The organism is Microcoleus sp. Pol12B3, assembly GCF_036701355.1.
Lineage (GTDB): Bacteria > Cyanobacteriota > Cyanobacteriia > Cyanobacteriales > Microcoleaceae > Microcoleus.
Map to the genome: position 1 here is coordinate 1 of NZ_JAUBQS010000101.1, position 13,034 is coordinate 13,034.

General features: G+C 45.6%; 14 protein-coding genes. 11 read left to right on the forward strand and 3 right to left on the reverse strand.

Features of this window, described 5'->3' with window-relative positions:
* The first annotated feature begins 124 nt into the window (after positions 1-124).
* Positions 125-898: a potassium channel family protein gene (locus tag QUA53_RS27460; RefSeq protein WP_445304992.1), complete on the forward strand. Its 774-nt coding sequence runs from the start codon at positions 125-127 to the stop codon at positions 896-898.
* Between the two features lie 96 nt (positions 899-994).
* Here QUA53_RS27460 and QUA53_RS27465 read toward each other — a convergent pair whose 3' ends face one another.
* The 3 genes from QUA53_RS27465 to QUA53_RS27475 all read right to left on the reverse strand — a co-directional run bounded on the left by QUA53_RS27465 (position 995) and on the right by QUA53_RS27475 (position 3,503).
* Positions 995-1,729: an ABC transporter ATP-binding protein gene (locus QUA53_RS27465; RefSeq protein WP_333100914.1), complete on the reverse strand. Its 735-nt coding sequence runs from the start codon at positions 1,727-1,729 to the stop codon at positions 995-997.
* 174 nt (positions 1,730-1,903) lie between these two features.
* The gene (locus QUA53_RS27470; RefSeq protein ID WP_333100915.1) at positions 1,904-2,581 is read right to left on the reverse strand and encodes an energy-coupling factor transporter transmembrane component T; all 678 of its coding nucleotides are present in this window, start codon (positions 2,579-2,581) and stop codon (positions 1,904-1,906) included.
* On the reverse strand, positions 2,574-3,503 hold the full coding sequence (locus tag QUA53_RS27475) for an energy-coupling factor ABC transporter permease (protein ID WP_333100916.1): 930 nt from the start codon (positions 3,501-3,503) through the stop codon (positions 2,574-2,576). Before QUA53_RS27475 ends, QUA53_RS27470 begins: the two co-directional genes overlap by 8 nt.
* A 442-nt stretch (positions 3,504-3,945) precedes the next feature.
* Between QUA53_RS27475 and QUA53_RS27480 the strand changes: the two genes are divergently transcribed.
* The 10 genes from QUA53_RS27480 (at position 3,946) to QUA53_RS27525 (ending at position 12,676) form a co-directional block, all read left to right on the forward strand.
* Positions 3,946-4,083 carry a hypothetical protein gene (locus QUA53_RS27480; protein ID WP_333100917.1) on the forward strand — a complete coding sequence of 46 codons (138 nt, stop codon included), beginning with the start codon at positions 3,946-3,948 and terminating at the stop codon, positions 4,081-4,083.
* Positions 4,084-4,132: 49 nt separating this feature from the next.
* On the forward strand, positions 4,133-4,768 hold the full coding sequence (locus tag QUA53_RS27485) for a hypothetical protein (protein WP_333100918.1): 636 nt from the start codon (positions 4,133-4,135) through the stop codon (positions 4,766-4,768).
* Between the two features lie 129 nt (positions 4,769-4,897).
* A complete protein-coding gene (locus QUA53_RS27490; RefSeq protein ID WP_333100919.1) occupies positions 4,898-5,371 on the forward strand; it encodes a hypothetical protein in 474 nt (157 codons plus the stop codon).
* Between the two features lie 15 nt (positions 5,372-5,386).
* On the forward strand, positions 5,387-6,121 hold the full coding sequence (locus tag QUA53_RS27495; RefSeq protein WP_333100920.1) for a hypothetical protein: 735 nt from the start codon (positions 5,387-5,389) through the stop codon (positions 6,119-6,121).
* A gap of 116 nt (positions 6,122-6,237) precedes the next feature.
* Complete coding sequence (locus tag QUA53_RS27500) at positions 6,238-6,672, forward strand: ferritin-like domain-containing protein (RefSeq protein WP_333100921.1); 435 nt, start codon at positions 6,238-6,240, stop codon at positions 6,670-6,672.
* A 103-nt stretch (positions 6,673-6,775) separates the two neighbouring features.
* Complete coding sequence (locus tag QUA53_RS27505; RefSeq protein WP_333100922.1) at positions 6,776-7,738, forward strand: FTR1 family protein; 963 nt, start codon at positions 6,776-6,778, stop codon at positions 7,736-7,738.
* A gap of 592 nt (positions 7,739-8,330) precedes the next feature.
* A complete protein-coding gene (locus tag QUA53_RS27510; protein ID WP_333072153.1) occupies positions 8,331-9,068 on the forward strand; it encodes a response regulator transcription factor in 738 nt (245 codons plus the stop codon).
* A gap of 422 nt (positions 9,069-9,490) precedes the next feature.
* A complete protein-coding gene (locus QUA53_RS27515) occupies positions 9,491-9,721 on the forward strand; it encodes a hypothetical protein (protein ID WP_333100924.1) in 231 nt (76 codons plus the stop codon).
* A gap of 483 nt (positions 9,722-10,204) precedes the next feature.
* Positions 10,205-10,840: a TetR/AcrR family transcriptional regulator gene (locus tag QUA53_RS27520; RefSeq protein ID WP_333100925.1), complete on the forward strand. Its 636-nt coding sequence runs from the start codon at positions 10,205-10,207 to the stop codon at positions 10,838-10,840.
* 111 nt (positions 10,841-10,951) lie between these two features.
* A complete protein-coding gene (locus tag QUA53_RS27525; RefSeq protein ID WP_333100926.1) occupies positions 10,952-12,676 on the forward strand; it encodes a DHA2 family efflux MFS transporter permease subunit in 1,725 nt (574 codons plus the stop codon).
* Positions 12,677-13,034: the final 358 nt, after the last annotated feature.

The window sequence follows — 13,034 nt, forward strand, 5'->3', positions numbered from 1 at the left end:
CTGCCATTCTTCCAGAGGGGGTACAGGGCTATGTCCTTGATTTTATCAAGCTTTTGACGGGGTTGTCACCCCGTCAATTGTTTCATCCTTAGTATTTACAATTTAATATATTTTGAGGCTGTGGGTGTGTACAGTCGATAGCAGATACACCCACCCGCTTTGGGGAAGATTGAGATACGGTCTTACACCGCTAAGTCTGATAGATTTAATTTCAATCCTACCCTTTTACTCATTGCTGTTATTTCCTAATTTAAGCTTCGTTAATTTAATTCGCCTACTGCGCTTGTTGCGGTTGCTAAAAATGAGCCGCTATTCAGAATTACTTAGAACTCTGGGAGCAGTATTGTACGCTAAAAAAGAGGAGTTAATTGCCACTGCATTTGCAGTTTTTATTCTGTTAATATTTGCCTCTAGCGTCATGTATTTTGTTGAAAACGAGGCGCATCCAGAAACTTTTGCGAGCATCCCCGATGCAATGTGGTGGGGAGTTGTGACATTAACTACTGTCGGTTACGGTGATATTTATCCAATCACTCCTTTAGGGAAATTTTTAGGCGCAATATTAGCATTTTTGGGAATAGGTATTTTTGCGTTACCGGCGGGGCTCATTGCTGCGGGTTTTTCCGAGGAAGTCCAAAGGAAAAAGCAGGAAAAAATGGCGGCAAATTTACAGCAATCTGCTAATTATCAATCGGTCAAAATGCTTGCGGAAATCGAGGTTGGGTTTCAACAAAACCAAAGTGCGATCGCGCTTCACATCGAAAGTTCATCCGAGTTGATGAAAATGTGTGTTTTAACGGCGAAAGAGAAGTTAGGAAATGATTTTCAAAATGAAGAAATTCTTCGCGATTTAGCTATTCATTTTTATAATGAAGCAGTTCGCAAATTCGAGCTTTAATTTCAGATATACATAGTCTGTGATGTCCCCCAATTTTTACCAGCTCTTGTGGTTAGTTATCACTGCTGTATGTAATGACTGATGACCAATACTTAATTACCAATCTGGTGGCAAATTGTAATATTCTAGAGTTGATTTATCTGCCAACAAATCTTTGGTTTTTCTGTCAATTTTTATCTCACCATCCGCCAAAACTAACGCCCTTTGAGTCGTTTTCCCGATCCAATTCAAGTTGTGAGAAGCGATCAAAATTACCTCGATCGGCAATTGGGACAAAACTGACGCCAAGTGACGCCGCCACGAGGGATCTAGTCCATTAGTCGGCTCATCTAAGATCAAAATTGCCGGCTCTAATGCTAAAATTGCTGCCAAGGCTGCTAACCTCCTTTGACCTCCAGAAAGTTCGTGGGCAGAACGGTTGGCAAATTCTACTAAACCAAATTCGTCTAATAGCGCTAAAGCTCGATCGCGCGCAACTCCGGGTGGCACTCCGTAATTGCGCGGCCCGAACATGACATCCTCTAAAATAGTCGGCATAAATAGCTGGTCGTTAGCATCTTGAAAGCAAAATCCAATCTGCCTGCGCGCCTGCGATAAATTCGCCTCTTCCAACTTTTTTCCTTGCACTCTAATCTCGCCCGCTTGAGGCATTTTTAATCCGATTAAGTTTTCGAGCAAAGTGCTTTTACCAGCACCTGTCAGACCGAGGAGAGCAACTCTTTCTCCCGGTTGGAAACTAAAAGAAATTCCCCGCAATATTGGCTTTTGATCGGGATAGCCAAATACTAAGTCTTGCACTTCGATCGTTGGTGCGGATTTGAGATTAGTCATCCGATTTTAGATGTTAGATGTTAGATGTTAGATTTTAGATTCAATGATTTCTACTCATTACCAGACTCTGCCTGGTAACGCAGATCGGTCGGCTCTGCCTTTAATTTTCCTCCGCAAGAAGCGCGGCAGAGCCTCTGGACATCGGTTCCCAGGCAGAGCTTGGGAACCAGTTAATTACCCCTTCCCAATTACCCATTCCCAATTACCGTAAGAAGCTATTGTTAATCCGGCTGCTATTAAAATTGCTAGTGTCAGCCAGAGTCGCTCTTTAGGTGTCGATTTTGAGTCGGAGGGCAAACTTCCTTTATAGCCGCGAATTAGCATGGCGGCGTGTACTCTTTCTGCCCGATCGAGACTTCGCAAATAAAGCGCTCCGATCATGGAAGCACTCGCGTAACGCAGCCATCCTCCGGTACCGGACAAGCCCCGGAGTTGGGCAGATATTTTCATGCGGTTGACTTCTGTCAGCAGGATTTCTAAGTATTGTCCTGTTAAAAGTACAATCTCTTGCAAACCTGCTGGTAGGGGTAATCCTTTGAGGGCGATTCCGAAACTGTGGGGTGGCAAAGTTAGCAGGAAGCTGTTCATAATTAGCAGGCAAATTAGGGAACGCAGCAACAAAAAACTGGCTCGTTCCCAACCTTGGGGCAGCACTAATAAGGAGAGAAAAAGCAATTCTGCTCCCAACAGTTGCGCTAGAGTTCGCACCGGAGCCCTGAGCCGAAACGACCAAAAAAATGCGATCGCCCCATAAATTCCCAGCCACAGCCAAGCGCCTGTCTTCAGAAAACCCATGCCAATCACAATTGTGAGAGACACTCGCAATCGAAAAGGTATGGAGAGTTTAGACATCTTTAGGTTTTACCACCAACTGAGCAATTCCAAAAGCCGCGCCGAAGCTGAATGCAGACCCTAACAGTCCAGCAATGCTAGTACCAATAGGCTGTTCTTCTAATCCTTTAACTGTGTAATCTGCTAAAGGAGTAGGATTTTCGATCGCCACAGCTTCTTTATTTTTAAAGCCGTGTTTTTCGGCTACCGATTCTAACCCGTCAGGCCAACTTGAAGCAAACAGCGAAAGCACCCCCGAAATTAATAAAACTCCGATTACTGGCACTACCCATTTCTGCAATTGTGGCTGTTGTCCCGGCAGTAAATCCGGCCGCACTTTGACGAGATAAGTTAAAACGCCGCCTGTAATTACCCCTTCGCCAATCCCAATTAAAATATGTACGCCTACCATTGCTGGCAATGCGATATTGAGCGCTACTGTACCAGAAATTGCGAGTTCGATCGCCACGCAAATCGAAGCAGCCACAACGCTAAGGGCGGCGGCAATCCCTGCTGCTAGCGGCAAACGATTTCGGGAACCTCCCAACAGTTGCTGCAACGGCTGCAACAGCCACCAGCCCGCCCAAATTCCAACTAGCCCCATATTAAAAATATTGGCTCCCAAGGCGGTGATGCCCCCGTCGGCAAACAAGACGCTCTGAATTATAAAAACTGTGCTCATCGCTAAAGTTGCCGCCCAAGGACTCCCCAGAACGACGGATGCGAGCGCCCCTCCCAACAAGTGGCCGCTGGTGCCACCGGCTACGGGAAAGTTGATCATCTGGGCTGCAAACACGAAAGCTGTAGTTAAGCCCATGATTGGGGCTTGTCGAAGTCCAAGACTGGCGCGGGTTCGATTTAGGGCAACTGCAATTACTGCTGCACTTGCTATGCCGGTGGCAATGGCTACTGGGGGTGAAAGGAAACCATCAGGTATGTGCATCGATCTATCCCAAACGAGAGAACTTCCAACTCTTTAGTCAACTATTTTTTACAAAAATTTAAAACCCCCTCTGGGGGCATTAATGCGATCGAGCGATCGGGGGTTTTGCGGCGGGCGATCGCTTACTCGATATAGATTCTGGCTGTGAAGCCAGAATTTTGAGGATGAGAAATTTTGCATTAAATAATTCTGAAGAATTATTTGGATATTTTACCGACCACCCTCACATTCAAGCTTTTTGATAAGAATTATCAATATTTGTTTACAGATTCAACTCCAAAATTGTATTCACCGCCAAGCTCAAACAAAAATATTAAAAAAATATAAAGAATACACTGAAAATCTCTCATTGGTTTTATTCTCAACTCTTGAGAATAAATAGCATTAAGTTTTTGACTACCGCAACAGTGAAATTAGCAGAGAGCTAGTCCCAGCCAAAGTATTGCGTTTTATAGAAACTAAAAAGTCCGAATTATTGCTAGTTGATATAGTTAGCAGTATGTTTGCGGTTGTCGATCGCGCCAATGTGCGATCGGCTTTGCCCGCACAACCTGCATTATCAAGAAACTCAAAATACTAATGCGTTTATTCTCAAGTAATTTTCCGTACAACCTACAGGAGGTTTGCCAGTGGTGCAGCACTCAACCCAAGACTCAACTAACGATTTAGTTCCATCTGAATTTCCCAAACAGTTAGATATCGCTCAAGTGTCTGTCTACGGACTGAGTTTTTTATCGGCTGGTATGTTTCTGTTTTTACCTTTAGTCAACCTACTGCATCCCAGCCATTGGCAACGATTGATGGGAACCATTCACGGCTTAGGCGCAATGTTTGCAATGGTAGTGATGGTTTACACGGGACATTTAGCTTTCCCCTTGCTGCGGGGTGCAGGTAAAATCTTGCCGCAAATGCGTACATTAGCCTTTTGGTCATCTATTTTGAGCTTTTTAGCCATAGCTACCGGCAATTGGGCTTATATGCGTTATCGAGCAGGCTTGGACTTTGGCGGAGCTCGGGCTTGGCTGAAAGAAAACTCGCCTTTAGGGCAGTATGTTTTGATGGAATATCACGAGTTTAGCGTCCTGTTTACCCTGCCATTAGCAATAGCTTGCACCTGGATTCTGTGGACTTACGGCGATGCAATTTTAGAAAAGCAGAATCGCCCGGTTTTAACCGCAACCTGTGTAGCTTTGATGGCGCTAATGTTTTTTTCAATGGGTGGCATGGTAAGTGGAATTGGCGTTGCTAAAATTCATTCTTTGTAGTCAGCATTTGCCAATTATCAACTATCAATCGATCGACTCTCAACTCTCACTCGATTGACTCTCAGGGCGGACAAGGTGGCACTGCCCCTACCCACTCTCAACTATCAACTATCATAGGAGATTTGTGAAATGACCAGACAATTATCCCGCCAAAGTCATGCGGGTGATGAACCTTTTTACGGAAAATTTTGGAGCAAATTAAAACACTTTCCTAACGGTTTAGCTGAGGGTTCGGCAACTGCGCCTAACGTTTCGGGCCCAGCAGCAGCAGCAATAGTTAGCGTTGCAATTGGTTGTTTCACAATGATGGTGAGTCACCATTTAGGGGACACATCTAAAGAGATAAACGAAATGCTTTGGAACCTCGGTAGTTGGATTCCGGGAAGCAAGACTAATGATGAATTGTGGGGCAACATCGGCAGCTACACGGGCAAAGAAACTATGTTGCTTGTCGGTTGGCTTGTCAGTTGGCAAATTCTGCATCTGCTGTGGAAAAATCAGCAGATTAAAAGCCGCACCATATTTTTCTGGATGTTTGCTTTGTTAGTTGCTGCGACAGCTATGTCCTGGCATCCTCTATTTCCCTATTTGCCGTTAACTTAAGTAATGTGAGGTTTGATGATGGAAACAAAAAATAAGCCGCTCCCTGCCAGGGAGATGCACAAAATAGTTTGGATTAGTATGGGAGTTTTGACTCTTTTCTTTGTGACTTTTCCTATCTCAATGTGGCGCGTCAGCCAAAAAGAAAAGTTTCTCGGTTCCTACGTCAAGTCTTTGACCATCGAGGGCAAAAATCCCGCTAACGCTGTTGCTAAGGGGCTGGCGGAACCAGCTATTGCCAGTAGCAGTGCGCTTGCGACTACAAATAATTCCAGTTTAGTTGTTTACAGCCAAAAAAAGCTGCTTGAGAAGTCTCCACAGGTTGTACCTTTCACTAATACATCTACTGAAACGGCTATTGCAAGTAGCCCTACAGATAAGACTGTCCAAGCTGTACCTGTATCAGCAGGCGAGCAGGAAGTTCAGGCGGTGGATGAAACAAATCAGACAGCAGACATTACGGATCGCGTAAAACTAGATGAGTTAGCTCTGAAAGTCTACGATCGCATCGATCGAAGTTGGCAAACTAGCCCTACGTTCAATCAAAATCTAGTGTATCGAGTCACTACAAGTCAAGATGGCGCGATCGGCAATTTCGAGCCTCTCAATCAACCAGCCAAGGATTACACCCAAGAAACTCCTTTACCAAATCTGCTGAAATCTTCTGAAACTAGCAGGGGTAACAGTGCAGCAGCATTCTTTAAGTTTACTGTAGTGTTTGCTCCTACTGGAACCTTAGAAGTTAACCCGTAACTCACATACAACATCTCTCCGGTAAGGTGCGCTATCAGCACCTTACTTTTCATTTTTAACTTAAATGTGGTATTATAAACAGCGCCCTCTAAGGCCTGCTACTTCTAAAACAACAAATGAAAGAACTTGACGAGAAAAAAACCCAGGAACTGCTATGCACCATCATGGAATGGGAACTTGCAGGTGTCGTGCGCTATACCCACTATTCACTAATGGTGACAGGACCAAACCGGATTCCCATCGTGCAGTTTTTTAAAGCACAAGCAACGGAATCCCTACTCCACGCCCAACAAGCAGGAGAAATTCTCACCGGTTTAGAGGGGCATCCCAGTCAGAAAATTGCTCCCATAGAAGAAACCTACAAACACTCGGTGAAAGACTTGTTAGAAGAAAGTTTAAATCACGAGAAAAAAGCGCTTAAAAAGTATAAATTTTTACTTGAAGTTGTGACTGACTCCAGCGTTTATTTGGAAGAATATGCCCGCAATCTAATTGGACAAGAAGAATTGCACCAAGTAGAATTGAAAAAAATGCTGCGCGATTATAGTTGATTTAATCATTGGTTATTGGTTATTGGTGAGTTGTTATTTCCAATGACCAATGACCAAGTCCCCATGCTCCTGCCCTCTCCCCCATGCCCCATGATTATAAAAAATGAATTTTAGTGAAGCGCTACCGACTTTTGTAATTACCCTGCGCGAAGGCGTAGAAGCCGCCTTAGTCGTCGGAATTGTACTAGCTTGTCTCAAAAAATCCGAGCAAAGTCACCTCAATTCATGGGTTTATGCAGGTGTCGCAGCCGGCATTGCTGCTAGCGGTTTTGTCGGTGCTCTATTCCATGGGTTGCTGGCAGTATTATCAACCTCCGAGCAGCCTTACGCACCAGTAATTAAACAGCTATTAGAGGGCGTGTTGGGAATTGTGGCGATCGCAATGCTAAGCTGGATGCTAATTTGGATGACTCAGCAAGCGCGCTTTCTCAAAGCAGAAGTTGAAGGAGCAGTTACAGCAGCTTTGACAGAAAATAGCAATGCCGGCTGGGGCATATTTGGCTTAATTTTTATTGCGGTACTGCGCGAAGGTTTTGAAACAGTTATATTTGTCAGTGCTCAGTTTCAACAAGGTTTGAGTCCCGCTTTGGGAGCTTTGGGCGGTTTGACTGGGGCGGCAACCATTGGCGCGCTACTGTTCAAGTGGGGTGTCAAAATTGATATCCGCCTGTTTTTCAAGTTTATGGGGATTTTGTTGCTGTTAATCGTAGCAGGTTTGGCAGTATCTGCACTCAAACATTTTGACCAAGCCGCTGGGATTTTGTCCCAGATGAATAGCAAGTATGCAGCGATTTGTGTTTATTACGATCGCCTCGCATCACTCCACTCTTGTATTTTAGGCCCGATGGTGTGGAATGCAGCGGAAACTTTGCCCGATCGGGAATTTCCGGGAGTCGTTCTCAAAGCACTATTTGGATACAGAGATCGACTTTATCTCGTTCAAGCGGCGGCTTACACAATATTCTTAGCCACCATCGGGGGTCTTTATTTCCAAAAATTAGGCTCTAAGGCGACTATACCAAGCAAAAATACTCAGCCAGCTCGATCGCAAACTCGCCCTCAGTAGGTATGCAAGCGGTTGTTTTGCTGATTCCAGGCAGATTAGAAAATCAGCCCCACCTGCAAAAAAATCGGCTTAAAATTTTTAGGTGACGGGATTGATTATTTGACCTTTATCGGATTCTATTAAACAATAGAATATATTTTGTTTTTTTATCAATACTTATATTGATATTATTTAAATGTAGCGTCAACACCCGAAAGAAGTAAGCACTACCCCTCAAAAAACACTAAAGTTTTTTTAATAAAAATTAACCTCTTCAAAAAATTAACAGGTAACAGTTAATGGTTAACTGGGTTCTGCAAGACGCGGGCTACCGTTAGGGGATTCTGTCAAGTCGCAGGCGCACCCTCCACAAGTTGAGGCTGTTCTTGCCCGTAAAAAACCGGCCCCCAGCAAGATTTTTGGCGAACAGTTTTGTGATATGCGCTCCTAGGGCTTATAATTACTACAAGAATATTTACACAGCCCGCAAAGTTCTTAATGAACCTTATAATCCTTAATGAAGCTTAAAATTAAAAAATTGTTCGTTAAAGTTACCTGGAACCCCCAGAAGGCTGTAGGCTCTGCCATTCGGTTAGCGGTGAGATAAATAATGATGCCCCGGATACTTGTTATTGATGATGACGCGGCGATCGCCGAACTTGTAGCCGTCAACCTAGAAATGGCTGGCTACGAAGTCACCCAGGCAGAAGACGGCATCAAAGGTCAGGCACTAGCCATACAACTGCTCCCCGACCTGATCATGCTAGACCTCATGCTGCCTAGAGTAGACGGGTTCACCGTATGTCAGCGTTTGCGGCGTGACGAGCGCACCTCAGACATTCCCGTCTTGATGTTGACAGCCTTAAGTCAAACTCAAGACAAAGTAGAAGGCTTCAACTCCGGCGCCGACGACTACCTGACCAAACCATTTGAACTAGAAGAGATGCTAGCCCGAGTGCGAGCTCTACTAAGGCGCACAGACCGCATCCCCCAAGCTGCCAAACACTCCGAAATCCTGAATTACGGCCCGCTGACCCTTGTCCCCGAAAGGTTTGAAGCTGTTTGGTACGATCAGACAGTCAAACTGACCCACCTAGAGTTTGAGTTGCTGCACTGCTTGCTTCAGCGCCACGGTCAGACAGTTTCTCCCAGCGAAATTCTCAAAGAAGTGTGGGGTTACGACCCCGACGACGACATCGAGACTATTCGTGTACACATCAGACACTTGAGAACCAAGATGGAACCCGATCCCCGCCATCCTAGGTACATCAAAACCGTATATGGGGCTGGTTATTGCCTGGAGTTGCCCAACAACGAACAAGTAGCTGAAGAAACCAAATCCTCTGCTTGAGTTAGCGCGCCCAATCCAACAAGCAGTTAAAAATCCCGCTAGAAAAGCCTGAGAGCATTTGCTCTCAGGCTTGGTTGTAAGGAGAAGTGGAGCGATGTTAGTTGTTGCAGACACCTGAAATCGAGGCGGTAGAAAGGCGGTGGAGGCGCCCCCGACTCCGCTCTTGAAAGTGTTAGATCGCAAGCTGCCACCAGAGATGTAAAGTTGAGTCAAATCTAGATACAATAATAGTTAGGATGCTTGGTTTAAAACAATCCATTTGCTGCTAATTTATCTGTACCTTCATGTTTTACGAACCGCCGCAACTTTAGGGTAAAATCAGAAACATTAAGCGGAGCACCAACAAATTTAATTCGACAATTTGGACTTGTTAGATATTCCTGATAGAGCACTTCGTTTATGATGGCGAACTTCCTTTGGCTGTGACACAAAAAGAAGCTATTGAGGCTGCCTTGCAACTGGCAAAAAGTATCAATAAAAAAGCTTTGCTGGAAATTGAATTAAAAGCGACAGGCGATGAACTCTATTATGTCAAATGGGTTGATTTAGAACTCGTTAACGGTTATAACGGATACTATGCCATTTTTCATAAAGGAGTGCAGCAGTTTGCGGTGAAACCTGCTTCATCTCAAGATGTTCAAGCAGTATTATAACACCTAAAAACGCTTAAATTAAAACCGGCTCTGATAGATTGCGGATATGTAGATCTAGACGGGCAATCAGAACTCTAAAATTCTTAACGCGATCGCACAGCTCCGCACGCACAGAATTACTTAATAGGGCGAATAAGTGAATTTTGGCCCATCTTTTTTGAGCTGCGAGTTTCCCTCCTGGGCTACAGGTAAGACTTTTGACGGAATTGTCGCCCCGTCAATCTGTGCGGTGAACAATCGCAAGCATGGTTTCGGAACAGAGGTGGTGGAGTGGCAACACTCCCTCAACTCTACCTCTCGGCTTTAGCCTAGAAACCGGGTTTCCTGCTGCGATCTCTAGTTTATTTGCGCGACGATTTTCCCTAGTTTCCCGGCATCTGAGCGTAAATCCCACCCGATGTGTTTCAAAAAATCCGTCTTTCGGCTGAAGTTACAGCCCTTTGGCGCTCTAGAATATGTAAGTTAGTGCTTACATTAATTGAGATGAGTAGAACGAATCGAAGTGCAGCAGAAACCCGCGATCGGCTGTTGAAAGCCGCGATTGAAGTTTTCTCTACAGAAGGCTACGTGGGAGCGACAACTCGTGAAATTGCTCGTGTTGCAGATGTGAGTGAAGTCACTTTGTTTCGCCGCTTTCAGAGCAAAGAGCAAGTGTTGAGTGCGGTTGCCCAGCACATTACAGCATTGCGGACGGAGGCGTTGGCGCATCAAGACGAATGGACTTATGACCTACGCCGCGATCTCCTGCATTATGCAAAGCTCCACGACGACATGCTGGAGGAGTACGAAGCTCTATTTCGGATGTTTATTGGTGAAGCTCACCGGCATCCGACAGAAGCGCTGGAGGTGCTTCAGCAATCATTTTTACCGCTCCGTGAAAAACTAATTTCCTATCTACAAACCTGTGTTGAACGCGGCAGTATTCGTCCGAATGTGGATCTGGCACTGGCAGTGGATCAATTGACTGGAATGCTGCTGTCCGGTATGATTCGCCGCCATGTTTCTCAAGTAAACCGGGGCTATAGCCGTAAACGATACATCGAAGGCTGTGTGGATTTATGGGTGCGGGGAGTTAGCACAGCAGCGTCTTCTGTAAGTCGTACTTCGTCTCCAGAATGAAGGTTCCTGACAATTTTCTTATGAATTTGGCATTTCCCGATTGAAGCACCCTAACCCGTTGCGGTGGTGCGAAGCAACTGCCGGAGCCGATCGCAGAAGTAGAGACTAAAAATGAAACGCCCTCAAATACGGAGTCATGCAACTGAACCAGATTCTATTGATATTCAGGCTTTTACCGATTTGGAACAGTCTGAGCCTCAAGACCAGCAAAACGCTCAACAAAACGCTCAACAAAAGCGAGCAAAACCATTAAAAAAATTGAAACAATCTGCCTTCGATCCAGCGGGATACGTGCAGGGACCGCTCAAGTGGGCGATCGCCCTGACGGCTTCTTTAGGAGCCATTCTAGAAGTCGTTGATAGCAGCATTGTGAACGTTGCTTTAACAGATATGCAGGCGACATTAGGCGCAACCGTGACCGAAATTGCTTGGGTCGTAACGGGTTACGCGATCGCCAACGTTGTGATGATTCCGCTCTCTGCTTGGTTGGGGGACTTCTTCGGCAAGAAAACCTACTTTGTCTTTTCAATGATCGGGTTCACAGCCGCCTCAGTGTTATGCGGTTTATCCATTAACCTGCCAGTGCTGGTGGTAGCTCGAATTCTTCAAGGCTTGTGTGGAGGCGGACTGTTGGCAAAAGCGCAAGCGATTCTGTTTGAAACTTTTCCCCCTGCGGAACAGGGGTTAGCGCAGTCGGTGTTTGGAGTTGGGGTGATTGCAGGTCCGGCTATTGGGCCCACGCTAGGCGGCTATCTGACCGATACATTAGGCTGGCGCTGGATTTTCTTTATCAATTTGCCCGTCGGTATTGTGGCCGTCATCATGGCGATCGTGTTCCTGCGACCAGACTCGAAGCAACACGGACGGAGGCAGCAGAAAGTGGACTGGACAGGAATTGTACTGCTGTGTATTGCGGTAGGTAGTTTGCAAGCATTTTTGGAAGAAGGGGAAAAAGAAAACTGGTTTGAATCTGGTTTCATTACCCTCCTGGCGTTTGTGGCGGTTATGGGGCTGTTTCTGTTCATCTGGCGAGAACTCAGCACAAAAGCACCAGCAGTTGACTTGCGGGTTCTGCGGCATAAATCCCTGGCAGCCGGTAGCCTTTACTCTGGTATTTTGGGCATGGGGTTGTACGGAGCCTTGTTTGCTGTACCGCTGTTTGCTCAAGGCGTGCTGAGATTTTCGGCAATGCAAACCGGATTTCTACTCGCTCCAGGAGCTTTAGCGTCCGCCATCATAATGGTTTTATTGGGAAAAATTTCGACTAAGGTGGATGCCCGCATTTTAATTGCGCTGGGAGCCTGTGGAACCGCAGCAGTCATGTTCGAGCTGGCAAAAATCACGCCCCAAACCGGAACTGATGATTTGTTTTGGCCCCTAATCTGGCGCGGTGCAACTACGGTTTTGATGTTCCTGCCTCTGAGTTTGGCAACATTGGGTTCCATCCCCAAAGAAGATGTATCGGCTGGATCGGGCTTCTATAACTTGACTCGTCAGCTCGGCGGTAGTATTGGCATTGCCATTCTGACCGCATTACTGGCTCAACGAGAGGCTTTTCATCGAGCCATTTTGTTGGCAAAGTTAACGCCTTACGATCCAGAAACAACTGAGCGGCTCAGTGCACTAACTGGTTTGTTTCAGAGTCGCGGTTTTGATGCCGCAACTGCCCAAAAACAAGCCCTCGCCGCGCTCTCCCAATTAGTCAATACGCAGGCAGCCGTTCTATCCTACGCAGACATTTTTCGCTTTGTCGGCATTCTCTTTCTCTGCTCGCTGCCATTGCTGCTGTTTCTCGGCAAGGGAGGCACTGGAGCCAAGGCACCTGCTGCTCACTAATTGCTTGATTTTAATTCTGTAGCGATTACTCCACAGCCTCCGGTTGGATAGACTTTGAGATCGCTTGCCTAAAACAACCAATTTGTAAGAAGATGAATATTTCAACAAGTAGGCATTAACTCTCTTGATTAGGAAAAAAACAATCCCGCACCCCCCTCTAACCGTACTTTTACAATACTCCGAACAGTTTTTAAATAAGGATGCGATGCCTTCAGCAAGCTTCGCTCTTTAAAAACTGTCCGGAGTATTGACGGTAAAGCTTATTTTTATAATGGTGTAGCCATTGCTCACAAGTTAAGCTAAAAACACTATTGTCAATGAGTAATCTTACTCATTTTTTACCTGTTGACCCAATTAA